Here is a 23,129-nt window from a genome sequence, read left to right as displayed (position 1 = left end):
CGCATCACATGAAGGCGCTATGGAAATGGCCTCACACCTGTGGCTTAACGAAGGTAATAATTTTGAAGCTGTAGTTGAATACGGGCCTGCTGACAGTTACGCGAACGGACGCAGGTGCAGACAAAACAATCACGGTACTTGCAACTGCAACGAGGGTCAGTTTCATACAACGCTTCCTTGAGGATTAGTGGGTTTAGCACTGAGATGCCGACGGCGCATCAGGCGATAGGCTGCCGGGATGACAAACAGAGAAAGTAAGGGTGCCGTGACCATGCCGCCGACCATGGGCGCTGCAATGCGGCTCATTACTTCGCTACCGGTACCGCTGCCCAACAAGATAGGTAAGAGGCCTGCAATGATGACGGCCACGGTCATGGCTTTGGGCCGAACGCGCTGCACAGCGCCTTCACGAATCGCAGCCACCAGCCCGCGCTCAGTGCTGTCGCCAAGGTTTTCACGCTCAGCCCAGGCGTTCTTCAGGTAGAGCAGCATGATCACGCCAAATTCGGCAGAAACACCGGCCAAGGCGATAAAGCCGACACCCGTGGCGACCGACAGGTTGAATCCCAATAGATAGAGGAACCAGGCCCCTCCAGTCAGTGCGAATGGCAGAGTGGCCATGATCAGCAACGCTTCATCAAAGCGAGCGAACGTCAGGTAGAGCAGCACGAAGATGATCAACAGCGTGGCAGGTACCACCAGTTTGAGTCGTGCGTTAGCCCTTTCGAGAAACTCGAACTGTCCTGAGTAACTCAGGCTCATCCCAGGTTGCAACTTCACTTGCTCACTGACCATCCGGCGTAGATCGGCGACTACCGAGGCAATGTCCCGGCCACGCACGTCGATATACACCCAGCCTGAAGGTCGAGCGTTCTCACTCTTAAGCATGGGCGGGCCATCGCTGACCTTGATCTTCGCCACGGTACCAAGGGTGATCTGGCTGCCCAGAGGGGTGTAGATCGGCAATTGCTCCAGTGCGCCGAGCGAGTCACGCCACTCACGAGGGTAACGTACGTTGATTGGGAAACGAGCCAGCCCTTCAATCGTCTCCCCGACGTTTTCACCGCCGATTGCGCCGGCCACGATCGACTGCACATCGGCAATATTCAGCCCATAGCGGGCCGCAGCTTTACGATCGATATCTACGTCAATATAACGGCCACCGGTCAGTCGTTCGGCCAACGCTGAACTGACACCCGGCACGTCCTTGGCCACACGTTCGACGGCTTGGGTGACGGCATCGATCTCCGTCAGGTTGGTACCGGCGACCTTCACACCAATCGGGCTTTTGATTCCGGTAGCCAGCATGTCGATGCGGTTACGAATCGGTGGTATCCAGATGTTGGTCAAGCCTGGGACACGTACCACTCGGTCCAGCTCCTCCACGAGCTTTTCCTGGGTCATCCCTGGGCGCCACTGCTTACGCGGCTTGAACTGGATGGTGGTCTCGAACATCTCCAGCGGTGCCGGATCGGTGGCGGTTTCGGCGCGACCCGCCTTACCGAAAACGTGTTCGACTTCGGGCACGGTTTTGATCAGGCGGTCGGTCTGTTGCAGCAGCTGCGCCGCCTTCTGCGCCGACAACCCCGGCAAGGCCGAAGGCATGTAGAGCAGGTCACCCTCGTCCAGCGCAGGGAGAAACTCGCCACCCAAGCGAGAGATCGGCCAAAGCGTACTGAGAAAGACCAGTAGCGCAACCAACAAGGTGATTTTGGGCCGACGCAGCACCGCGTCCAGGGCCGGCTGATAGATCCTGATCAACCAACGGTTTAGTGGGTTCTGTTGCTCATTGGGAATTCGTCCACGAATCCAGTAGCCCATCAACACCGGTACCAGAGTCACCGACAGTCCGGCCGCCGCCGCCATGGCGTAGGTTTTGGTGAACGCCAGGGGCCCAAACAGGCGGCCCTCCTGCGCCTCCAGGGTGAACACCGGAATGAACGACAGGGTGATGATCAACAGGCAGAAGAACAGCGCCGGCCCTACCTCAACCGCAGCTTCGGTAATCACATGCCAGCGATGTTCGCCCTTAAGTTCCTCGTCGGGATGGACCGCATGCCAGGCCTCAATCTTTTTGTGGGCGTTTTCGATCATCACCACCGCGGCGTCGACCATGGCACCAATGGCAATGGCAATCCCTCCCAAAGACATGATGTTGGCGTTAATCCCTTGGTGACGCATGACGATGAAGGCAATCAGCACCCCAACTGGCAACGAGATAATGGCTACCAGTGACGAGCGCAGATGCCACAGAAATATCCCGCAGACCAACGCGACGACAATGAACTCCTCGATCAGCTTGTGGCTGAGGTTTTCCACGGCACGATCAATCAACTTGCTGCGGTCGTAGGTGGTGACGATTTCTACCCCGGCCGGCAGACTGCCTTTGAGCTCGTCGAGTTTGGTCTTGACCGCCGCAATGGTTTCACGAGCATTCTTGCCGCTGCGCAGAATCACCACGCCACCAACCGTTTCACCTTCGCCGTCGAGTTCGCTAATACCACGACGCATCTCCGGCCCCAGTTGAATTGTGGCCACATCGCCAAGAGTCACTGGCACGCCACCAGCCCCGAGTTTTAGCGGGATCGCCCGAAAGTCATTCAGTGTCTTCAGGTAACCGGAAGCGCGCACGATGAACTCGGTCTCCGCCAGTTCCAGCACAGCACCGCCGGTTTCCTGATTTGCCTTGCCAATCGCCTTGGTCACCTCAGACTGCGTGATACCCAGGCTGGCCAGCTTGAGCGGATCGAGCTGCACCTGGTATTGCTTGACCATGCCGCCGACAGTGGCTACTTCTGCCACGTTCGGCAGGGTCTTGAGCTCGAACTTGAGAAACCAGTCCTGAAGTGCGCGCAGCTGCGCCAGATCATGTCCACCGGTGCGATCTACTAGGGCGTATTGATAGATCCAGCCCACCCCGGTGGCATCTGGTCCCAAGGCCGGTTTGGCCGTAGCTGGCAAGCGGCTTTGTACCTGGCTCAGATACTCCAGTACGCGTGAGCGAGCCCAATACAAATCGGTACCGTCTTCGAACAGCACGTAAACGAAGCTGTCGCCGAAGAAGGAGTAACCGCGTACGGTTTTGGCTCCCGGTACTGAGAGCATGGTGGTCGCCAGCGGATAGGTCACCTGATTCTCGACAATTTGCGGCGCTTGCCCCGCGTAGGGGGTGCGGATGATTACCTGAACATCGGAGAGGTCCGGCAGTGCATCAATGGGGGTGCTCTGAACCGACCAGACGCCCCAGGCAGTGACGAACAGCGTGGCCAGCAGGACCAGGAAGCGGTTGGCCACCGACCAGCGAATAAGACCCGCAATCATGGCTGGCTCCCAGAGCGTTCCAGCCGCTCAACGCGCAGACCATCATCCGTCTGGCTGACAGCGATCCTAACCTTGTCGCCCGTTTTTAGGCCCTTCATCAGAACTGGAGTGGCGAGAGGGAAAGTCATCGTCATGCCTGGCATCCCCAATGTCTTGAAGGGACCATGGGCGAGCGTGACTTCTTTGTCGTTGATCTCAACGATCTGACCATCGGCCTCATGCATAGCGACGGCGGTTACAGTAGATGGCGTAACTTCCAGTGAGCTTGCGACAACGCCCTTGAGACTGGCCTCCGAATCGAGCAGGAACTGGCCAGAGGTCACCACTTTCTGCCCCTCTTCCAAGCCCTTCAATATCGCCGTCTTGCCGTCGTAATCCTGGCCTAACTGCACCTCCACCGGACGATAGCGGCCAGCGTCTTCAGCGAGCATGACCAACGCACGTCGACCGGTACGAATGACGGCCTCGCTCGGCACCCACAAAACACTTTGCTCCGTCGAACGATTGAGGCTTACCTCTGCGGTCAAACCTGGTCTGAGTCGGCCATCCGGATTGGGTAACTCAACGCGAACGCGAAGTGTGCGACTGTCCGAACTGGCTTCAGGAAGAATCGCACTGACCACGCCCTTGAGCACAACTCCAGGGAACGCGGACAAACGCGCTTCGGCTGCTTGCCCTACGACGATTGATCCAGCTTCCGACTCTGGTACAGCCACGGCCAGCCATACAACGCTCAAACCATTAACACGAGCCAGCGTCTCGCCTGCGGCCACCGTCATACCTTCACGCACACTCAGCTCTTGAAGCACGCCACCAATAGGGCTGGTCAGAGTCAGGTTAGGTTGAACTTTGCCACTGCGCTCAACTTGAGCAATTAACGTAGGTGGCATTCCGGTGAGCCGCAATCGCTGGCGGGCCGCTGTCAGCAAGCCAGCATCGCCACTACGCTTGAGGGCGAGAAATTCCTCCTGAGCAGCTGCCCACTCCGGCACCAAGATATCTGCCAAGACGGCATTTGCTTTCAGCACATCACCAGGTGCATGGGCATACACGCGCTCGACAAACCCCGCCGTACGGGCCTGAATGACTGCAACGTCTCGTTCATTGAAGGCCAGCACACCTACCACGTTCAGTGTCGAGGCAAACACGCCTCGACTGACGCTAGCCAGTCGTACACCCAGGTTCTGAGTCAGACTTGGATCAATTCGAATGGCAGCGCTGTCCCCCTTGGTATTTGCGTATCGAGGGATCATCTGCATGTCCATAAAGGGTGACTTACCCGGCTTATCGAATTTCTGTTGTGGGTACATGGGGTCATACCAATACAGAACTTTTTGATCGGCAGAGGCTTTGGGCTCCTGATCCGGCACGACACCCGTTGCTCCGCTCATTCGCGGTTGAGCTAACCAGTAACCACCGGCAACACCCAAGGCAATCGAGATGCCAACGACTGAAAGCCCTTTCCATACTTTAAAAATCATCGAGCGGACTCCCCATAAGAGAAATACAGGCGAGCTTTGGTCAGAGCACGTTGCTCTTCGACGTCAATCTGCTTGAAACGGGTTTCGATGAGTTGGCGTCGGGCGGCCATAACCGAGTTCAAATCACCCTTGCCGGAGCGGTAGCTGGCCATGGTGAGTTCGACCTTTTCTTTAGCCAGCGGCAACAAGCTTTCCTGATTACGGCTGACTGCACGATTGAGGCGCTCGTAGTCGGCCAGCTCATCCTCCAGTTGCTGGGTATGCTCGCGTGACGCGGCTTCGCGCTCAGCCTCAAGCTGGTTGAGTTCGGCGTACTTGGCCGCAATCTTGGGGTTCTGTCGAGAGTCCGGAAACAGCTGGAGATCCCATGAAAACTGGACGCTGACCATGTCACCAAACTGTTGGCCTCGATGCTGATAGTTGAGTTCCCAGCTCCAGTCAGATTGCTTTTCCGCCTCAGCTTCACGGATCTTGGCTTGTGCTTCACGGGTCATTGGCACAAACGCCGCCAATTCGGGGTGATGTTGCAGCTTATGGGAGTAACCAGAGGTTTCGATGGGCAAATCAGGCCAGCTGCCCACGGGTTTGTCGTTGGCGGCAGGACCAATCCAGCGCTTGAGGGCAGCTCGGGCCTGTGCACGTTGGAGAGCCAAATCATCCTGCTGCTCCGCCAGTTGAGCGGCCTCCTGTTTGGGTGTCACCGCATCGGCGGGCTGGGCGCGGCCGCCTGCAATCTGAGATCTGACGGTATCGGTCAGAAGACGGTTTTCTTTGTAGAAGTCCTGGAACAACGCATCTTTACGCTCAACCGAGTAGCTACTGATCCAGGCTAACGCCGTGGATTGGCGGACGTTCAGACGCGTCACTCGACGCTCAGCGGAAGCTCGATCAACGGCCGCATCCGCAACCTCGATACGTGCTCTGCGCTTGTCTCTGCTGGGCATCTCCTGCCTGATCCCGACCATTTGCATGGTCATGAAGTCTCGGTCAATGCTCCATCTGTCGGGACCACCAATGGGGTAGTTCTGCACGCCCAGCAGCAGCTTGGGATCTGGCAGTTCACCGGCGGGAATGGCCGCGCTTGTGGCTGCTTGAATTTTGGCGTCTTGCGCGGTCAACGACGGCGCATTGTTTTCGGCCAGCCGCAACGCTTCATCGAGTGTCAATGCGCCCGCGAGGCTCGGCAATGCCAGCACGCTTGCCGCCAGGCCGGCCACGAGGGGCCAACCTGTGCAATAGCACTTGGAGTTCATGTTCACGATTCCTGTGATGATCCGCCGCGCGCTTCATAAACATGCGCGCAGATATGCCATCCCGCTTACGCGGAATGAGGCTCAGTGAGGTACAGGAATCAAGTACGGGGCGGGCGCCATACCCCTGAAGAGGTTTGTACTAGCAGAAAATGGCTGGAGAAGGACACAACGAGAGGGCTGGACAAGGTGAGAGGAGGCTTGATGATCGACACTTGCAGCATGCCGCCGGTTTTGCATTCCTGGCCTGGCTTGCAGGGTTTACCAGAATCTGTGGGACTTTTCATGTCATGGCAGCAGTCCTGCCCCATACCATCCATCATCGCCATGCCTATGGTTTTCATTGGGCATGGTTCAGTCGATGCCTGAACACCCGCCATCCCACTAAGGGGAAGCGCCAAACTAATCAGGAAGATGAGGCAAAACCGCAGATAGCGTTTCATGGGCTGGAGTGTAGACGGTGCGAATGACCGTTACAATTCACCATTAAGACTCCTTTATTGGCTATCACCACACATGATCTTAGACAATAAAGTCTGTCTCCACCGCCCCAAAGAAATCACAGCCTGTGGCGTAGCCAAAAAAACAATAAAGACTGTCTCTGGTGCGGTAAATGGCAGGAGCGGTCGAGACTCTAGCTAATAAAGACTGTCTCTTTTGAAAGACGCGTTGAATGTCGCATTTTCTCCATAAGACGGCGTGAACCTCCTAGGCCTGCGCATCATGCGCATCAATGAGCTGCCAAACTCCCATCAACTGGCAAAGCGGTAGGAATCGATGACGCTAGCCGCCGAATTACCAGCTAAAACAAGAGGGCGGCAATCTTGTCCAAATGGGTTTGGCGCTTTTTAGGTTAAGTTCGTTAGCGAGCCGCAGCCAAGAGGGCGGCCAGTTGCACCATATAAATCTCGCGGTTGCGGCCTTGGTCATGACGCGAACGTCCGTTCGTGGGTACGGCAGCTCAACCACGGCGCCATTTGTATACTTCGGTTTTTCAGGATCCTTGAGGTATGAGTAAGGTGTGTTTGCCCGTAGCGCCAAGATGGACAGAGCAATTGTGAGATCTCTCATGAAAACGTACATTTTGATCATTGAAATTGGAGAGTTGCGCTATTGATGATGCTAATCGTAGCTCTCACAACTAAACAGGTGCCTGATGCACGCATGTTATCCCTTGGCATAAGGCTAAGCCTTCAGTTTCAATGTGGATGCTCTAACAGCCCGGAACTGGCAGCAACAATCGGCCTCTCCTGGCCGGTTGCAGCTGTCAGCTCAGGCAAACTCTAGCCAGAAGCGAACATCTAACCTGCTTGGTGATGACTTCACCGGACGGACCCGGGCCGGATTCAACCAGCACGTTTCTTGATCATGACCGGCAGAAGACGACCCGTTGCCGCTGGCCCAAACCGTCTCAATCCCTACTGAAAATCACTCCAAAGCAACAGAAAGGTGTGGCGCCCGGGCGCCTGCGAACCTTGGTAGTTAGAAGCAGGATCAGCTGTAGCACCACGTCGTGACGGAGGGTCGGAGCTGTCTTTGTCCGTCATGGTGTTATCAAGCATTCCTCGCTCCGCTGAAATTGATCAGAGGGTTCAGCGATGCACGTGTGCTGTCACCAACGATTCTTCTGCGTTGGCATCGCGTTTCAACCATTCTGCTGGTGGGCAGCCAATCACATTTAAAAAACCTTTTGAAAAAGACGCCTGCGAGCTATAACCAACCGACACAGCGATGACCTTGATCTGTACCCCGTCACGAAGCATGTCTTGGGCCACTTTCATCCGCCAGGCCGTGACGTAGCCCATTGGTGAGATACCCATGATTTTAGTGAAATATGCCGAAAACTTGGATCGTGACATGTTCGCCAGCCCCGCAAGGTTCTCTACGCTCCAGAGCGCGTCGGGCTCCAGATGAACGCTGTTAAATACTGAGCCCAATCGGCCATCCTGTAGCGCATAAAGCAAACCGCTGGATATCTTTCCGGAGCTAACGGCACGTCGAACTATCACAACAAAAATATATTCGAGAAGCAGGTTGAGCGCCTTAATTTTACCTGGAGCGGCTTCGTGAAACTCGTAAAGGAGCGTACTGATTACGGGGTTGAGATTAGCTAAATCCTTGAATGGGAAGACTAGCGTTTCCTTTAGGCCAAGCGGGAATGTTTTGAGGGTGTTGCGCCCAAACTGGAATGAGGCACAGATCAAATCGGCGCCGCCAACTGAACTCGAACGTAGCTGATATTGGCAACTGCTCGGACAAAACAAAATACTAGGCTCGGTGATCGATATCTTCGGCACTCCAGGCTGCACCATGTCGATCCCGCCATGGCTGACCACGTGGATAAATGCCATACCAGGCGGTTTATCAAGGACCAGCGTGCCATCAACTCGTCCGGAGAAAAATAGCCGGCCTTGAAGGTTCGTGCGTTCGAAGAACTCGGACAGAATATCCATGATAGGGACAACCAGATAAAGACTCTGTACGCGCAGACAAAACAGAATCAAGCGTAGAGATAGGATGAAGTTCTCGCCGATGGTAATGATTAGCCCGCAGGGGCGCCATGGCACAGAGCAGACTTCTTATCTACGATCGGAGTTATTGTCATGAGCAACGACACAACACGCCTCGAACATTATGTAGATCCAGCAAACCCTGCACTACCATCTACAGGCATGAAGCTTGACCTTTCTCGGGCCGCCCTAGTTGTCATTGACCCTCAGGTCGATTTTCTCAGTCCTGAGGGTGTGAGCTGGGACGTTTTTGGTAAGAGCATCGTTGAGCACGATACCGTTAAGCACATCGGTCAACTGTTCGCTGCGGCCAAGGGTGCAGGGATCACAGTGGCGGTCTCGCCTCACTATTACTACCCGTGCGACCATGAATGGCATTTCGGCGGACCGCTTGAAAAGGTAATGCACAGTATTGGAATGTTTGATCGTACGGGTCCTACGAATCTAGATGGCTTCGAAAACTCTGGCGCTGATTTCATGCCCGAGTATAAGCAGTACATTCTTGACGGCAAAACCATCATTGCCTCACCACATAAAGTATACGGTCCAGAAACAAATGACTTGGCACTTCAACTGCGCAAGCATGGCGTGTCGCAGATTATTCTGGCCGGCATGGCCGCAAATCTCTGCGTCGAGTCGCACTTGCGTGAGTTGCTTGAGCTTGGTTTTGAAGTGATCGTGGTTCGTGATGCTACCGCTGGTCCAACGACTCCAGAAGGTGATGGTTACTTGGCAGCGCTGATCAATTATCGCTACATCGCCAATGGTCTTTGGACTACAGCGCAAACCGTCGAATTTCTCCAAGCCAAATAGAGTCGGTACGAGTCGGCTGGTCGCAATGCTGCGACGCAGCTGACTGTGAGGATAGAAAATGCCAAAGCTCAACGGGCGATTTCGTCAGCAGACTTCTGCGGTGATCCAGTCTGCAATAACCAGCGCTATAGCTACGACGATAGCGAGCCCAGCGGATCTCTCACTTGGGGATTTCCTTTCCTACGAGTCAAAAAACTGGTCGATTGCATGGTTGACCATCGTTCCATTCGTGCTGCTTGCGACGCCACTGATAAAATGGCTAACGTCATTTTTCGTGCAAGAAGAACCTTCTCCAGTTTCCCTAACGAGCGATCTTGATTGATACCTTCCTTGCTGAAGCCTCTCTAAGGTCAAGTCGAGGCCGACGTGCATAGCAAATCACAGCGTGCGGCCTCGGACGTTGTAACGCTAGATTTGCAGCATACCTCCGTCTACAAATAGCTCAGAGCCAGTAACGAAGCTGCTGTCTTCTGAAAGCAGGAAGACTGCTGCCTTTGCTATTTCTTCCACTCTAGCAAGCCGACCCAGAGGGATGGCAGCCGCCATGCGGGATTTGATCTGAGCGACTTGCTCCAGATCCATTCCTGGTGCCTTGAAAGCTCCCGTGTCGGTAGGGCCAGGGCTGAGCGCATTTACCCGGATGGCGCGGGGTTTCAAATCGTTGGCCCACGAACGTGCGAACGAGCGAATAGCGGCTTTGGATGCGCCGTAGACGCTTCTTGCAGGGTTGCCTTTGGATGCCGCGACTGACGCGGTCAATACAATGGATGCGCCATCGGATAATAAGGGCAATGCACCTTGGACAGTCAAAAGGGTGCCGCGTACGTTGGTGTCGAAAATGTGGTTGTACTGCGCTAGCTCGATCAAACCCAGTGGTGCGCTGGCCTGAACTGCAGCGTTGGCAAATACCATGTCCAATCGACCTTTATCCTCACCAATTATTTGAAACAGTCGCTCGAGGTCATCAAGGTTACCGATGTCGCCTTGAATACCCCTTGCATTGCTACCAATCAATTGAACCGCCTCATCGAGTGCCAGTTGACGGCGGCCGGTTATAAACACGAAAGCACCTTCGTTTACCAGCAGTTGTGCTGTCGCCAATCCGATGCCTGAGCTAGCACCAGTAATCAGCGCGATTTTTCCATCGAATCTTCCCATGATGGGTCTCCAGTATTGCAGGTGTCAGGGATAGACCTAGAGATAGGCCAGCGCGCCAAAATAGTCTTTCTTGCCGATGGCCATCCCGTTGTGGCTAAGGATGTTGTGGGCAGTAGTGACGTGAAAAAAGAAATTCGGAAGCAATACCGACAGCAGATACGTGTCACCGCGCAAGACGCCATTGACACTGCGAAATCGAAGGTCGACTGGCCGTGATTCACTCCCGGCAAGTTGCTCCGGTACGATTGCGTCCAAAAAAGTCTCGGTGTGCTCAACGCAGCATCAGCTCTGCGAGCGTGCGCTCGGTATCGGGAAAAAACGGTGGTTGAATTCCTGCGAGACGACCGATTCCAGACTTGGCATTGTCGCTTGCACGCTGCACCTGGCCAGCAAGCGACATCATGTTGGGGGCTAATCTGGCCTGAACGAGAACAGACTCCTCTATGCCGTTTTCTTCGGCATACCACTTCGCCAAGTCTAGATAGCCAGCCAGTATGTTGAGATGCCGCAACAGCACGGGCACAGACAGGTCGTACATAGAGAATGCCATCTGTATCTCTCAGTCGTTGTGTTGAGGGCATCCAGCCGGGATGCCCTCAAAGGTGGGATATCAGGCGCCTACGGCGTAGCGTTCCAGCCAATGTGCGTACTGTGCAGGCAGAGTCCATGAGGCCTTGTCGACACCTAGTTTGCGGGCTGCGTGGTATGGCCAGTGCGGGTTGCTGAGCATTGCGCGGCCAAGGCTTACCAAATCCAGTTGATTTTGTGCAACAGCTTGGTCAGCCAGCTCTGGCGTATCCACGCCCCAAGAGGTCGTCACGGGCAAACCGGTTTCGTTGCGAAAGCGCTGCGCTATGGGTGCGAGGAATGCAGGGGTGCCCCACGGTACATCAGGAGTTGCTGTGGAAAAGCCCATGCTGACGTCAAGCAGATCAACGCCCATGGTCTTCAAGATTTTCGCCAGCTCGATGGATTCCAGCAGCGTTTCCTCATCACGGCCGTCATATTCAATGACGCCAAGACGCACCACTAATGGCAGTTCTTGTGGCCAGACTTCACGGACCGCAGCTAACGTTTCAATGATGAAACGGCTGCGATTCTCGAAGCTGCCGCCGTATTGATCGGTGCGCTGGTTGGAGTGCGTGGAGAGGAAACCCATCGCCAGGTAGCCGTGGGCGAAATGCAACTCCAACCATTCGAAACCAGCATCACGTGCCCTGATCGTTGCCGAGACAAAGTCCGCCTTGACGCGCTCTATTTCAGTGATGGTCATAGCTTTGGGCACTTTTGGCAGACCGCCTCCGAGCGCAATGGCGGATGCTGATAAAGTCTCCCATCCTCGTGAGTCAGTCACAGCAATGTGATCGTCGCCTTCCCATGGGCGATTCGCGCTGGCCTTGCGACCGGCATGTCCAATCTGAATGCCCGCGATGGAGCCAGCGGACTTGATTGAACTAACAATCGGCAGTAGTGCTTGCGCCTGTTCGTCATTCCAGAGACCAGCACAGCCAGGGGTAATGCGCCCTTCTGGAGAAACTGAGGTAGCTTCAACAACCACCAATCCTGCGCCACCACGCGCCAATGATGCGTAGTGGCTGTAATGCCACTCATTGGCGATGCCGTCGATGGAGGAGTACTGGCACATCGGCGTAACGACAATCCGATTGCGCAGGGTCACGCTCTTGAGCTTGAAAGATTCGAATAAGGCTGACATGTCTGACCTCCAAAATAAGAAGCGTGGCGGCACAACTGGGCCGCCACAAAGGGTTACTGGCCGAAAGCTGCGGCGTAATTTTGGGCCAGCGCTTGAACCGCCAGCATGGGCGAATAGCCGATGTTGATTTCCATTACCTCGTTGCTGTCGTCGCGCGTCAGCACGGTGATGGCATTGATGGATTCACCGGTATGAAGGGTGGCGTCGTATTGAACAAAGGTCTTGTTACCCACGACCGCCATGGCCGGTGGATTGCGCGATGCGTACATCGAGCCAAGATTTAGGATGATCTCGCGAGCCTTGACCGGTCCGGTCGAGGGTGCCGCGAGAATCGAGGCTGTCAGCACTACATTGCCCGCAAGTTCGGAAAGAAAAGCCGGACCTGTCTGGTTGCTGGTACTCATGATCAGTTTCACCTTCTTTAATAGGGTGGTGGACCAACGCTTATCAGCTGGCGATAGTGCGCATACGTTTCAGGGTCGGAAACACTTCCGAAGGCTCTGGGCGCTGGGTGTAATCGGCGTTGACTTCGGCGTACTGGATGATGCCGTCCTGGCCAATCACGTAGCGGGCTGGCATCGGCAGAGTCCAGCTGTCTTCGCCGTTGAACACAGTGATGTCGGCGCCGACGGCTTTATGGATTGCTTGCAGATATTCCGGAACGTCCCAGCGCACGCCGAACGCAGCAGCCACTTCGCCGCCCTTGTCGCCAAGGATAGGGAAGCCGAGTTTGTTGTCGCGCTGTGACTTGCGGCTGTTAGCGGCAGTTTGTTGGGATACGGCAACCAGCGTAGCGCCGAGGCCTTCGATCTCTTGGCGGGCTTCTTCCATGGCCTGCAAATCAAAGTTGCAGTACGGGCACCACACGCCGCGATAAAACGTCAGCACCAAGGGGCCTTTTGCTAACAGCTCCTTGGAAGAAATCATTTTGCCGTCCGGATCCGGAATCGAAAATTCAGGGGCTACATCACCGGCTTTCAAAGCGCGGCCGGGAGCGCCGCTGGCAATCAGTTCCGCCACAGCGCGATGCAACGCTTCGACGACATGTAGGGGTGCCATCTTGGTTTCAAATTCAACTTTCAGTGCGTCGAGTTTCGATTGCAGAGTCATGGGATATTTCCTTGCGTTGGGCTTGGGATGAGTCAACTATGTCCTATGCAATATCCCGCCAGTAGACGTCTTATTTGAGTTTCAGTTATTCACTATGGCTATGAATGATCATCTGTTCGGTCTTCGTCTGTTCCTGCGGGTATCGCGCAAGGGCAGCTTTTCCGCCGCTGGGCGGGAAATGAACATTCCCCAGCCCACCGTTTCGCGGATCATTTCCCAGCTTGAAAAGGAAGTGGGTGCGGCGTTGTTGATTCGCACTACCCGCGCCGTCAGCCTGACGGAGGCCGGTTCAGATTTCATGGCGCGACTTGAACCGATTCTTGCTGCACTGGATGAAGCCGAGCAGGCGGCACGTGGCTCGGACGAATTACGGGGTATCCTGCGAGTCGGAGTGTCTTCCAGTTTTGCTATTCGAGCGGTGGTGCCGCGTCTACCCGTTTTCCTTCAGCGCAATCCTGAATTGAAGGTGGAGTTGTTGATGGATGACCTGCGCCAGGACTTGGTGACTGAAGGAGTCGATGTAGCGTTGCGCTTTGGGCCTCTACCGGATTCGAATGCTCTGGCGAAGCGCATAGGGTCGACACCGCGCGTCGTAGCCGCAGCTCCGAGCTATCTGGAGCGTGCCGGAATTCCTCAACTGCCCGCCGATTTGGCCACCCATTCCGTTATTGTCGGTCCATCGATTACAGGGCATGTATGGGCTTTTCGGCATGAGGGAACGGCCTTTTCTGTGCGAGTGGACGGCAAGTTGTCAGTTTCTGTGAACGAGGTTTCAACTGTGGCTGCGGTAGCCGGGTTAGGGATCGTTTCGATGAGTCTCGCCGGGTGTATAAAAGAGATCGAAGAAGGCACGTTAGTAAGGATTTTGACTGAGTGGGACATGGGTTCAATAGACGTCAATGCGGTCTTTGCCGCAGGTAGAGCTGCTAAGCCGTCGGCCAGGGCGTTCGCGGACTTTCTTATTGAAGAACTGGACGGGCCCGTGTTTAACACAAACACCATGACCTAGATGCCATTAGAACGGGCCCCCAGCGTAAGCGAGCCAAGAATACTGGACATATTAACAATTCGACCCGCTTTGGATTGGTGCAGCTGTGGCAGAAGCTTCTGAGTTAGTGCAACAGGGGCGAAAAAATTAACTTCCATGGTTTTACGCAGTACGTTTTCTGGAACCGTCGACGCGCTATTTATATGTTCAATCCTAGGTTCACCTTCGAAGTGGATACCGGCGTTGTTAATCAGTACAGCTACACGTCCAGCCTGGTCCAGAATAAAGTCATAGGCTTTTTGACGGTCGCAAGCAACCGTTACGTCAAAGGCAAATGACAGGCTCCAATGCCGTCTGCTTTCAGCTGGGCAACGCCGCTGCGCCGGCCATTTCATCTAAAGCTCCAATGACTGGGTAGTACCCCAGCATTCCGAGCTGTTTCGCAGTCTCAAGGCCAATGCCCCGGTTACCGCCGGTGATAAAGGCAATCTCTTATCTCGAAAGCAATTCATCATGAGTCCTTTTGAGAACAGAGGTGATGATGCACCACGATCCTTCGCTCAACGTAACGGTGCGTCAACCCGCAGCGGCTAATGCTGCTTGGGTGGTTCCCTCAAAATGCCTATTTCATTCCTGTGATGAATAACAGTTGTCCATCCCCACTGCGTAGTGCTCCGACATCAGATGAATCAGACTCAATGAAGTCACTTTTCAGTCCTGGTTTGCTTTTATCTGGAGATTCGAATGAGTCATTCATCGCTAATTACAACCGATCAACGCAAGATTCTCGTGCTGGGCGGCTATGGCGTCTCAGGCACTGCCGTCGTGGATGCAGCATTGGCAGCTTCATGGCCCGTTGTTACCGCCAGTCGCCGAGCCGCGCCGACACATTTGATCGATGGGCGACCTGCGCCGACACACATCAGCGTCGACCTGCTGAATAAACCTGCAATTGCGATAGCCTTTTGCGACCTGATCGATGTGACGGATGTGGTTTATTGCGCTTATGTCGAGAAGGGTAATAACGCGGATGCGGTCGCGCCCAACGTTGACATGTTGGCAAATGCTCTAGACGCGCTACTGACCATTGGTGCCAAATTGCAGCATGTTGTGCTATTCGGCGGCGGTAAAGCTTATGGCCCACACCTCGGGGCCTATAAAACACCAGCCAAAGAAAGCGATCCGAGAATCCTTGGTCCGATGTTTTATTACGACCAGGAAGATTTTTTAAAAAACTGGGGCTTCGAGCACAGCGTACCGTGGACGGTCTTGCGGCCGGACGGGATTTTTGGCCCAAGCTTAGGGTCACCAATGAACCTGGTTAACGGTCTAACCGTTTATGCCGCAATCTGTCGTGAACTCAACGTCCCGCTGCGTTTCCCTGGCAACCACCAAGCGTGGAATGCATTGGCTCAGTCCACGGACGCTGGCGTTTTAGGTCGAGCCACCCTGTGGTCACTGACAGCGGAAACCGCAAACGGTGAGGTTTTCAACGTTATTAACGGCGACCAATTCCGTTGGAGTCAGCTGTGGCCAGAGCTGGGAGTGCTGTTCGACATGCCGGTTGCTGAACCACAACCGATGTCGTTAACAGAGCAAATGGCAGACAAGGCGCCTGTTTGGCAGAAAATAATCAAAAAGTATGGCCTCAAGGACACCCCCTGGACTGACGTTGCCGCATGGCCGTTCCTTGATGCTGTGTTAAACATTAGATACGACATGGTCCAAAGTACCATCAAGATCAGACAGGCAGGGTTTCACGACTGCATAGATTCGCATGAAAGCCTGAAACTTCAGGTCGCCAGGCTGCGGGAGGCTCGAATTGCACCGTGAATTGCTCCGCCACTTCGTGCGGTGCCCTTCCACGACCCTTTACTTTTAATAGCTATTAATAATGCTGATGACGCCAAGGAAAATGGCTAACCAGGCGCAAGCATTGTCCTGCGTATTGACTAGGTGGGCCGTGACGCCGTCTTCTGGACGGCATGGAATGCATGGCATGGCATGGCATGGCAATGCAATGATACAACCATCTTCAGCCGGCAAACGTGGACCTTTACCCTACGTTGTCTTCAAATCACACCTGAACAGGTTCGCGCCGATGCTGGCTCAGCAGCTTCGGCGCGAACAACCATATACTGTCGCCGCAGATGCGACGAATGACCCTCCCTTGCTTAGCGCTAACGGAAACGCCACGCGTTGTTTAGACATTGAGGGTTGTGGCAGGGCAATTCCGCGCCGTGGGTCGTTCCATCCCTGGTGTATTGGCCGCAAGTGAAGAAATGTTTTTGCGATCGATGACGAGCCTTGGACGGTGCCCATCCGTGGCCTGGTAGAAGGCTTTGTCAACGAAGTCATCGGAGATCGGCCCGGACTGTAGTTGTAACCGGTAGTATATCGGCGCGTAAAAACTATCGATGGCTACCTCTACATCTATATCAGCACGTACTTCCCCCTGCTTGATGGCCTCTTGCAGCACATCAAAACCATTCGCCGCCTCGGTAGCATCCAATTTGCCCTCAATGCTTTCGCCAGCTCCGGATCGAATTGAGATTCAGCCATCAATGCCTGCACCAACGCCCCCACCCGTCCCCTGAATGCTGTAGCTGTGACATGCATTTACAACCTTAAACGTTCCATATTGCTCTGCGCCTCTGGAAAGAAGGAGGCCGGACCGAGCTGCCCGACAAACGCCTCCATCACTACGGCTGCCCTGTTGGGCCATCTGCGATAAATCGTCGCTCGCCCAACGCCGGATTTAGTGGCAATTGCTTCAAGGCTGACAATGCGAAAACCCACCTCTAGAACAAGATCAAGCGCGGCCTTGAGGATAGCCTGATGAAGTACCTCGCTTCGGGGGCGTCCGCCGCGGGGAACAGGGGCTACCGGATCGCTCATTTATGCTTTCTCCTATTTATTACAAGAATCCATTAGATGTCTCACATCACGAACGATACAAGGCGTACTCTGACGTCCTCATTGAGGTAACGATACGCAATGTATCGGATTGATATCACTTTCGGTTCACAGCTTTTTTGACCACAAAACAGGGGCTGTCGCGGCATGAGTCTTATAGACGCCAGCGGCATCGACTTCATTCGCTGAAATCTCAATCGTTGCATGCTTAGGCGCATTACCTGGGAACCGCAGTAGGCGAAGCGTTGCGGGACTGCTCAGTACACGAGAATTCCGAGTTCTGTGCTGCCATTGGCTAGCGGCAATACGCCAGTGTTTTTCATGCGTGATCCGATCAAGTTTCCGGATTTAAATCATGCTATCAAAAGGGATCCGCGCACAGGCTTGCGCAGCGCTGATAGTAATTGGGATTTCTGGACCGGATTGCCGGAAGCGTTGCATCAAGTGACGGTGGTGATGAGTGATCGAGGAATCCCACGAACTTTCCGTCACATGCACGGTTTCGGGAGTCATAACCTTTAGCTTCATCAATAATGCACACGAGCGCTTTTGGGTGAAATTTCATTTTCGAACTGAGCAGGGAATTGAGAACCTGACTGATCAGGAAGCCGAAACCCTAATCGGGAAGGATCGTGAAAGTTCACACCGCGACTTATACGAAAGTATCGAAAACGGCGATTTTCCGCGTTGGACGCTTCTGGTCCAAATCATGCCTGAGAACGACGCTGGCACCTACCATGTGAATCCATTCGACTTGACGAAGGTATGGTCCAAAAAAGATTATCCCCTGATTGAAGTTGGTTATTTCGAACTGAATCGAAACGTAGAAAATTACTTCGCGGAAGTCGAACAGTCAGCCTTCAATCCGGCAAATGTGGTTCCGGGTGTCAGCTTTTCCCCGGACAAAATGTTGCAGGGGCGATTGTTCGCTTATGGCGATGCCCAGCGTTATCGGCTGAGCGTGAACTTTGCACAGATTCCGGTCAACGCCGCAAAGTGTCCAGTGCATAGCTACCATCGCGATGGAACGATGCGTGTTGATGGAAATGCTGGCGGCTCTACGCCTTACGAACCGAACACCAAGGGCGAGTGGATTGAGCAGCCGGACTATCGCGAACCTCCTCTGAGTATCGAGGGGGCCGCAGATCATTGGAATCACCGGGTCGACGCGTACTACTACTCCCAACCCGGAAACCTCTTTCGGTTAATGAGTCCGGCTCAGCAGCAGGTACTTTTTGAAAACACGGCCCGTGCTATCCACGGCGCGAGAGAAACGGTTATCGCCAGGCATATAGGGCATTGCACGATGGCTGATCCAGCCTACGGCGCAGGCGTTGCGCACGCCATTGAAAGTATGATGCGCTAACGATGGATGCCGTCGGCCAGGAGTACTGGCCGACTGGTTTCAACAACACCTCTCACTATTGCATCGAAGGCCTTCACTGATCCGTGTCCAAGGTGAACCGTATCGTCAATGAAGCTCCGGCTTTTACCCATGCCCATTGATTCAATAGCCGCACTTTAGATTACGACGAGGCTAGGCGTTGTACCCACCATCCACGTCTAGCGTAGTGCCCGTAATGTATGACGCGGCGGGACTCGCAAGGAACAGGATGGGGGCAACTATCTCCTCAAGTTTTCCGAACCGTGGAAAACACAAAGTTGCAATGATCGGCGCCAACGCATCCCGCGAGCCCGCATTGATGTCAGTCTCCATAAATCCCGCATGCACGACATTGACAGTTATGTTCTTCGGCGCAAGATCTCGGGCGACGCCTCGTGAGTATCCATCAATCGCGCCCTTGACCGCAGCCAGGTCCGACAAGCCCGGTACACCTACCCGCGTGCCTAGGTTCGAGCCAATCATAATGATGCGACCTTGGTCACTGAGCACTCTGGATGCAGCCCGGACGGTGGCCATGAAACCGGTGAGAGTTACGGCCCAGAACCGGTCGAAGGCTTCGGTGCTTCGACTTGAATCGTCTACTTTCCCCATTTGATCAATGGAAGCGTTACTAATAAGAATGTCGATTCGACCGAAACGCTCCACGACTTGATCAATAAGCTCCTGCGCAGCAGTGACGTCGCCCTGATCAGCTTGAAAAGCAGCACCGCGTACGCCTTGGGCTTCTATGGCTTCAACGACCTCCAGCGCCTGCTCACCCGAGAATACGTAACTGATAGCGACATCTGCGCCTTGCTCAGCCAGTGCCTTCGCCGTGGCTGCACCTAAACCGCGAGACCCGCCGGTCACTAAGGCAACTTTTCCCGCCAACAACTTTTTCAATTCTGAACTCCCATGGCCATTTAGTAATTAATTGCCTTGCAGTAGATCAAGTCCCGCCAGAGGCCCGCTCGCTTGTTGCATGCGTCCCCCGTCGTGAAGTGACCCAAGGTCGATGACGGCGAATCCAAACGATTCCAGAAGACTGCCAATCTGAGCTTTCGCTTTGGCGCTATCCCCAGAAATAAACGTGATTCTGCGTGCGTTATCCACCAAAGGACCTTCGGCAAACCGAGCGGAGAACAGGTTGTTGATAGCCTTGACCACCAGTGCGCCCGGAGCCAGATCGGCGACATACTCACTCGATGCACGCCCCTTCAGATCAGCCCTGAGGGCCAGGTCGTTGAAGTCGAGAAATTCGTTGGTGGCGTCAACCAGGATGCGACCGCCCCAATGAGGCAATGTTTTTAAAGTGTCGGAGATTTTCAGCCAGGGGATTGCCAGAAATACCACGTCGGACTTCGCGGCTTCCTGAACCTCAACAGCTTTAGAGTGAGGGCCTAGTTGATGGATAATGTCGCTCAAACTGCCAGGGCCGCGACTGTTGCTCATGAGTACTTGATGGCCTGCTGCTACCAAGTATTTCGCAACGGCTTGCGCCACGCGGCCTGATCCAATGAAACCAAATTTCATGGAAACCTCTGTCTCGCAAAGCGTAGATGTAGGTTTAGCGGTAGACGGGACGTAGACCCCAAGAGGTTACGTCCAGTCAGATCGCATTAGAACGGAAGCGGAGCGCCCATGTGGAAGAAGCCACCATTTGGACCATCGACTGGCAGTGTTGCCAACATCACGCTGGTTTTGGCTCCCTCTTCGATACTCATGGGTGCGGCGCTGCCGCCCATTGCTGTCTGTACCCAACCCGGGTGCGCAGAGTTGACTTTGATGGTGCTACCGCGCAATTCATGGGCCAATTGAATGGTGTATGAGTTGATGGCGGTTTTGGACGTATCGTAAGCCGCTGATTTCATTTCATAGATCGGCGATGCAGGATCCGCCGCTAACGCTAGCGAACCCAGGATGCTGGACAGATTGACGATCCGGCCGGCAGACGATTCGCGCAGCAGCGGTAGCAGCTTCTGAATGAGGGCGACAGGAGCAAAGAAGTTAGCCTCCATCGTTTCGCGTAGCACTTTTTCCGGCACTGTCGAGGCGCTGAACAGGTGCTCGACGGCGGGTTCTCCTTCCAGATGAACACCCGCGTTATTGATCAGTACATCCAGACGCCCTGCGTTCTGAGTGAAGTAATCGAAAGCATTCTGACGGGAAACCGCGTCTGTTACGTCGAACACAATAGAGCCTGCATCAATTCCCACGGCTTTTAGCTGCGACACCGCGTCTTTCCCTGCGCTTTCGCTGCGTGCGCCGATTACTGGGTAATAGCCAAGCTTACCGAGCTGCTTAGCAGTCTCGAGGCCAATGCCGCGATTGGCGCCAGTGATGAAGGCAATCTTTACGTCTTGTGGGATTTTCATCATATGTCCTTTGATAGTCAGAGCTCAGTGGGACCGCGACTCATGGTCTCGATGTGCAATGATCATCAGCCAAAGCCGATTGCCTGAGTAGCGGGCAAAACTGTCTATGAGTCATTCACCCGCCGTATGAATGCATTAGCAGCAGCGTCCACTCCAGCCATCTCTCGTCCGCGGTGATGCTTTAATCGGTTTTGATGCTCCTCTGGGCCCAACGTCGTAACAAAGCATCCCGATCAAATCTGAAGAAAGTGGTGGTCAAACCGAATGCCAATAATTGCTCGGGTCGAATGCAAGCAGCTGGTCAAGAGATTGCACTTTGGTGTGTAGAAATAGTTGAGGATATTCAGTCCGATACCGGCGATGTAGGCGTTGCGAAATCGCTGCCGTGTTACATGACGCCAAATCAACGCGTGGTATTCCGCGCGTACGGCTATACCGTTTGATCCATTGCGGCTACTAAATCATGGCACTCGCCCGCATGATGTTTTAAGGCCAAGCAACGCAATGGCGGGACGGTCAGCGGGGTGGAACGTGGGAAAGCTTAATGGAAAGGTTGCTGTCATCACGGGTGGTAGTTCCGGGATCGGCCTTGGAGTTGCAAAACACTTTGTTAGCGAAGGAGCGCGCGTGTTCGTGACTGGGCGAAACCAGGTTGCACTCGATCTGGCAGTCACGGAAATTGGCGGAAATACGGTTGGAATACGAGCAGACTCGGCAGTTCTGGCTGATATCGATCAGATCTACGCTACGGTCTTAGCTCAGGCAGGCAAGATCGATGTTTTGTTGCTCAATGCTGGGATGTTCGAGCCGATGCCGCTCGGTGAAATCACCGAAGCGCATTTCGACAAACTCTACAACACCAACGTGCGAGGCCTAGTTTTTGGTCTTCAGAAGGCACTGCCGTTTTTGTCGGAGGCAGGTTCAGTGATCTTGACAGGATCAATCGGTGGGTCAGTCGGCACCCCCGGCATGTCGGTCTATGGGTCAACCAAGGCTGCGGTTAGGTCGCTCGTGCGTAGCTGGATCCTCGATTTGAAAGGTACGGGCATCCGGATAAACGTCCTTGCTCCTGGTCACACCTCTACGCCGGGGCTGGATGCACTGGTCAATGACGAGCAACGCAATGCCCTGATCGCAACAATTCCGCTTGGGCGCCTTGGCACCGTTGATGATATTGGTAAGGCCGCAGTGTTTCTCGCCTCTGACGATAGCCTGTACGTAAACGGGATAGAACTCGATGTTGATGGCGGTGTTGCCCAGTACTAGGCGGAACCTATACGCGAGCGATTCAGGCAGAGAGTTAGCCAAGGCTTCCTGTCGTTCGCGGTGGGTATGGCAGTCATAAAAGGCAATCGTTACACTAAGTCGCGGTAAAGAATGCTTCGATAGTAAACACTGCATGGATCCGGTCTATAGCGCTAGGAAGCACAAATCGTTGTTTAGCGACTTAAATTATATATGGCCGAAACTGGGTGTTTCCTGTGACCGCCGCTCTGGTGGTGCTGAATTGGCTGGCTGGCCTAGAGCTACCACTTAACCGAGTGCGGTCTAACTTCCGCTGCTGATCCTGGCGAGGAGCCAACATGAAACGGATATCCTAAGTAGTTGACCTCGCACTTATAGGTGTCGTCTAGATGAACCTTTTTATTTAAAACACTGAGGGCCGCTTCTTCGGAAATATGATGGGGAAACGACAGAATTTCCATATATATTTTCGATTTTTTAAGCTCAATCTGATCGGTGTTCAATGTCGCGGTGCAGTCTGTGATATTAGTCCCTCCGCAAGTCTTCCAAAGCACATTAAGCGCATGCCCACCATAGGAAAATCGACGACCACAGGCCGGACAACGCTTCACTAACACCACGTTGTGTTCAGCGCATACTTTGAGCTCAGAACAATGGGCTCGTCGCCAGAATGAAAACCCTAATCTTTTGACATCTTCTTGAACGCAAACTGGACAGAATCCTGATTCGATTCTGATTGAGTCGAAACAAGTTGATCCCGATAGATATTCACGCTCAGAGTAGGAAATGTCTTGTATGTTTTTGAAAACTGCCCTCATCGGATAATCAGTATGCCTGTGAAGCATCCTATTGAAACCCTGGCAT

At 54.1% G+C, this 23,129-nt stretch carries 22 protein-coding genes and 2 pseudogenes; 6 read left to right on the top strand and 18 right to left on the bottom strand.

The features are described 5' to 3' along the window. Positions 1-31 precede the first annotated feature (31 nt). From QN378_RS21365 to QN378_RS21335, 6 genes are all read right to left on the bottom strand, one after another. Positions 32-166, bottom strand: coding sequence for a hypothetical protein (locus QN378_RS21365; RefSeq protein ID WP_323550976.1), 135 nt, complete (start codon positions 164-166; stop codon positions 32-34). After that, positions 163-3,321, bottom strand: a complete 3,159-nt coding sequence (locus QN378_RS21360) for an efflux RND transporter permease subunit (RefSeq protein WP_323550975.1) — start codon at positions 3,319-3,321, stop codon at positions 163-165. Before QN378_RS21360 ends, QN378_RS21365 begins: the two co-directional genes overlap by 4 nt. After that, a complete protein-coding gene (locus QN378_RS21355; protein ID WP_322206031.1) occupies positions 3,318-4,802 on the bottom strand; it encodes an efflux RND transporter periplasmic adaptor subunit in 1,485 nt (494 codons plus the stop codon). Before QN378_RS21355 ends, QN378_RS21360 begins: the two co-directional genes overlap by 4 nt. Next, on the bottom strand, positions 4,799-6,055 hold the full coding sequence (locus tag QN378_RS21350; protein ID WP_323550974.1) for a TolC family protein: 1,257 nt from the start codon (positions 6,053-6,055) through the stop codon (positions 4,799-4,801). Before QN378_RS21350 ends, QN378_RS21355 begins: the two co-directional genes overlap by 4 nt. Positions 6,056-6,153: 98 nt before the next feature. Next, positions 6,154-6,495 (bottom strand): hypothetical protein, encoded by a 342-nt coding sequence (locus QN378_RS21345; protein WP_322206029.1) that lies wholly within the window; start codon positions 6,493-6,495, stop codon positions 6,154-6,156. A 1,149-nt stretch (positions 6,496-7,644) separates the two neighbouring features. Then, complete coding sequence (locus QN378_RS21335; protein WP_322206028.1) at positions 7,645-8,505, bottom strand: AraC family transcriptional regulator; 861 nt, start codon at positions 8,503-8,505, stop codon at positions 7,645-7,647. Positions 8,506-8,655: 150 nt separating this feature from the next. Here QN378_RS21335 and QN378_RS21330 point away from each other — a divergent pair, with 150 nt between their 5' ends. Together QN378_RS21330 and QN378_RS21325 are read left to right on the top strand one after the other, a co-directional pair. Beyond that, entirely contained in the window at positions 8,656-9,375 is a 720-nt protein-coding gene (locus QN378_RS21330) for a cysteine hydrolase (RefSeq protein WP_322206027.1), read from the top strand. 58 nt (positions 9,376-9,433) lie between these two features. Next, positions 9,434-9,697: a DUF2798 domain-containing protein gene (locus QN378_RS21325; protein WP_322206026.1), complete on the top strand. Its 264-nt coding sequence runs from the start codon at positions 9,434-9,436 to the stop codon at positions 9,695-9,697. Between the two features lie 86 nt (positions 9,698-9,783). Here the strand turns inward: QN378_RS21325 and QN378_RS21320 are convergent, their stop codons facing one another. The 6 genes from QN378_RS21320 to QN378_RS21295 all read right to left on the bottom strand — a co-directional run bounded on the left by QN378_RS21320 (position 9,784) and on the right by QN378_RS21295 (position 13,357). Further along, positions 9,784-10,533: an SDR family NAD(P)-dependent oxidoreductase gene (locus QN378_RS21320; protein WP_322206025.1), complete on the bottom strand. Its 750-nt coding sequence runs from the start codon at positions 10,531-10,533 to the stop codon at positions 9,784-9,786. 36 nt (positions 10,534-10,569) lie between these two features. Next, a complete protein-coding gene (locus QN378_RS21315; RefSeq protein WP_323550973.1) occupies positions 10,570-10,788 on the bottom strand; it encodes a DUF1993 family protein in 219 nt (72 codons plus the stop codon). Positions 10,789-10,804: 16 nt separating this feature from the next. Then, a complete protein-coding gene (locus QN378_RS21310) occupies positions 10,805-11,071 on the bottom strand; it encodes a DUF1993 family protein (RefSeq protein ID WP_323550972.1) in 267 nt (88 codons plus the stop codon). A 72-nt stretch (positions 11,072-11,143) separates the two neighbouring features. After that, complete coding sequence (locus tag QN378_RS21305; RefSeq protein ID WP_322206023.1) at positions 11,144-12,247, bottom strand: NADH:flavin oxidoreductase/NADH oxidase; 1,104 nt, start codon at positions 12,245-12,247, stop codon at positions 11,144-11,146. A gap of 53 nt (positions 12,248-12,300) precedes the next feature. Then, complete coding sequence (locus QN378_RS21300) at positions 12,301-12,651, bottom strand: hypothetical protein (RefSeq protein ID WP_322206022.1); 351 nt, start codon at positions 12,649-12,651, stop codon at positions 12,301-12,303. A gap of 43 nt (positions 12,652-12,694) precedes the next feature. Then, positions 12,695-13,357 carry a peroxiredoxin-like family protein gene (locus tag QN378_RS21295; RefSeq protein WP_323550971.1) on the bottom strand — a complete coding sequence of 221 codons (663 nt, stop codon included), beginning with the start codon at positions 13,355-13,357 and terminating at the stop codon, positions 12,695-12,697. A 94-nt stretch (positions 13,358-13,451) separates the two neighbouring features. Between QN378_RS21295 and QN378_RS21290 the strand changes: the two genes are divergently transcribed. Continuing rightward, the gene (locus QN378_RS21290) at positions 13,452-14,366 is read left to right on the top strand and encodes a LysR family transcriptional regulator (RefSeq protein ID WP_322206020.1); all 915 of its coding nucleotides are present in this window, start codon (positions 13,452-13,454) and stop codon (positions 14,364-14,366) included. Here the strand turns inward: QN378_RS21290 and QN378_RS21285 are convergent. Continuing rightward, complete coding sequence (locus QN378_RS21285) at positions 14,363-14,740, bottom strand: SDR family NAD(P)-dependent oxidoreductase (protein ID WP_323550970.1); 378 nt, start codon at positions 14,738-14,740, stop codon at positions 14,363-14,365. The genes QN378_RS21290 and QN378_RS21285 overlap by 4 nt on opposite strands. 349 nt (positions 14,741-15,089) lie before the next feature. Here QN378_RS21285 and QN378_RS21280 point away from each other — a divergent pair, with 349 nt between their 5' ends. Next, complete coding sequence (locus QN378_RS21280; protein WP_323550969.1) at positions 15,090-16,178, top strand: SDR family oxidoreductase; 1,089 nt, start codon at positions 15,090-15,092, stop codon at positions 16,176-16,178. 370 nt (positions 16,179-16,548) lie between these two features. Here the strand turns inward: QN378_RS21280 and QN378_RS21275 are convergent. Further along, positions 16,549-16,907 (bottom strand): annotated as a pseudogene (locus QN378_RS21275) (TetR-like C-terminal domain-containing protein). 57 nt (positions 16,908-16,964) lie between these two features. Then, positions 16,965-17,243, bottom strand: coding sequence for a helix-turn-helix domain-containing protein (locus QN378_RS21270; protein WP_322206016.1), 279 nt, complete (start codon positions 17,241-17,243; stop codon positions 16,965-16,967). Between the two features lie 309 nt (positions 17,244-17,552). On the opposite strand from QN378_RS21270, the pseudogene QN378_RS21265 reads away from it, so the two are divergent. Further along, positions 17,553-18,627, top strand: a pseudogene (locus tag QN378_RS21265) (catalase); the annotation flags it as partial. Positions 18,628-18,798: 171 nt separating this feature from the next. Here QN378_RS21265 and QN378_RS21260 read toward each other — a convergent pair. From QN378_RS21260 to QN378_RS21250, 3 genes are all read right to left on the bottom strand, one after another. Next, positions 18,799-19,539, bottom strand: coding sequence for an SDR family NAD(P)-dependent oxidoreductase (locus QN378_RS21260; RefSeq protein ID WP_407074116.1), 741 nt, complete (start codon positions 19,537-19,539; stop codon positions 18,799-18,801). Positions 19,540-19,575: 36 nt separating this feature from the next. Further along, positions 19,576-20,178 (bottom strand): NADPH-dependent F420 reductase, encoded by a 603-nt coding sequence (locus QN378_RS21255; protein WP_322206014.1) that lies wholly within the window; start codon positions 20,176-20,178, stop codon positions 19,576-19,578. Positions 20,179-20,264: 86 nt separating this feature from the next. After that, the gene (locus QN378_RS21250; protein ID WP_322206013.1) at positions 20,265-21,020 is read right to left on the bottom strand and encodes an SDR family oxidoreductase; all 756 of its coding nucleotides are present in this window, start codon (positions 21,018-21,020) and stop codon (positions 20,265-20,267) included. A gap of 531 nt (positions 21,021-21,551) precedes the next feature. On the opposite strand from QN378_RS21250, the gene QN378_RS21245 reads away from it, so the two are divergent. Further along, on the top strand, positions 21,552-22,286 hold the full coding sequence (locus tag QN378_RS21245; RefSeq protein ID WP_322206012.1) for an SDR family NAD(P)-dependent oxidoreductase: 735 nt from the start codon (positions 21,552-21,554) through the stop codon (positions 22,284-22,286). Positions 22,287-23,129 lie beyond the last annotated feature (843 nt).

The sequence above is a fragment of the Pseudomonas sp. 10S5 genome, assembly GCF_035019745.1.
Classification (GTDB): Bacteria; Pseudomonadota; Gammaproteobacteria; order Pseudomonadales; family Pseudomonadaceae; genus Aquipseudomonas.
This window is presented reverse-complemented; position numbering and strand designations above follow the sequence as displayed.

Excerpts from the sequence above, each read along its gene's own strand:
- QN378_RS21365 (WP_323550976.1), bottom strand. The coding sequence starts at position 166 with ATGAAACTGACCCTCGTTGCAGTTGCAAGTACCGTGATTGTTTTGTCT.
- QN378_RS21360 (WP_323550975.1), bottom strand. The coding sequence starts at position 3,321 with ATGATTGCGGGTCTTATTCGCTGGTCGGTGGCCAACCGCTTCCTGGTC.
- QN378_RS21355 (WP_322206031.1), bottom strand. The coding sequence starts at position 4,802 with ATGATTTTTAAAGTATGGAAAGGGCTTTCAGTCGTTGGCATCTCGATT.
- QN378_RS21350 (WP_323550974.1), bottom strand. The coding sequence starts at position 6,055 with ATGAACTCCAAGTGCTATTGCACAGGTTGGCCCCTCGTGGCCGGCCTG.
- QN378_RS21345 (WP_322206029.1), bottom strand. The coding sequence starts at position 6,495 with ATGAAACGCTATCTGCGGTTTTGCCTCATCTTCCTGATTAGTTTGGCG.
- QN378_RS21335 (WP_322206028.1), bottom strand. The coding sequence starts at position 8,505 with ATGGATATTCTGTCCGAGTTCTTCGAACGCACGAACCTTCAAGGCCGG.
- QN378_RS21330 (WP_322206027.1), top strand. The coding sequence starts at position 8,656 with ATGAGCAACGACACAACACGCCTCGAACATTATGTAGATCCAGCAAAC.
- QN378_RS21325 (WP_322206026.1), top strand. The coding sequence starts at position 9,434 with ATGCCAAAGCTCAACGGGCGATTTCGTCAGCAGACTTCTGCGGTGATC.
- QN378_RS21320 (WP_322206025.1), bottom strand. The coding sequence starts at position 10,533 with ATGGGAAGATTCGATGGAAAAATCGCGCTGATTACTGGTGCTAGCTCA.
- QN378_RS21310 (WP_323550972.1), bottom strand. The coding sequence starts at position 11,071 with ATGTACGACCTGTCTGTGCCCGTGCTGTTGCGGCATCTCAACATACTG.
- QN378_RS21305 (WP_322206023.1), bottom strand. The coding sequence starts at position 12,247 with ATGTCAGCCTTATTCGAATCTTTCAAGCTCAAGAGCGTGACCCTGCGC.
- QN378_RS21300 (WP_322206022.1), bottom strand. The coding sequence starts at position 12,651 with ATGAGTACCAGCAACCAGACAGGTCCGGCTTTTCTTTCCGAACTTGCG.
- QN378_RS21295 (WP_323550971.1), bottom strand. The coding sequence starts at position 13,357 with ATGACTCTGCAATCGAAACTCGACGCACTGAAAGTTGAATTTGAAACC.
- QN378_RS21290 (WP_322206020.1), top strand. The coding sequence starts at position 13,452 with ATGGCTATGAATGATCATCTGTTCGGTCTTCGTCTGTTCCTGCGGGTA.
- QN378_RS21285 (WP_323550970.1), bottom strand. The coding sequence starts at position 14,740 with ATGAAATGGCCGGCGCAGCGGCGTTGCCCAGCTGAAAGCAGACGGCAT.
- QN378_RS21280 (WP_323550969.1), top strand. The coding sequence starts at position 15,090 with ATGAGTCATTCATCGCTAATTACAACCGATCAACGCAAGATTCTCGTG.
- QN378_RS21270 (WP_322206016.1), bottom strand. The coding sequence starts at position 17,243 with ATGAGCGATCCGGTAGCCCCTGTTCCCCGCGGCGGACGCCCCCGAAGC.
- QN378_RS21255 (WP_322206014.1), bottom strand. The coding sequence starts at position 20,178 with ATGAAATTTGGTTTCATTGGATCAGGCCGCGTGGCGCAAGCCGTTGCG.
- QN378_RS21250 (WP_322206013.1), bottom strand. The coding sequence starts at position 21,020 with ATGAAAATCCCACAAGACGTAAAGATTGCCTTCATCACTGGCGCCAAT.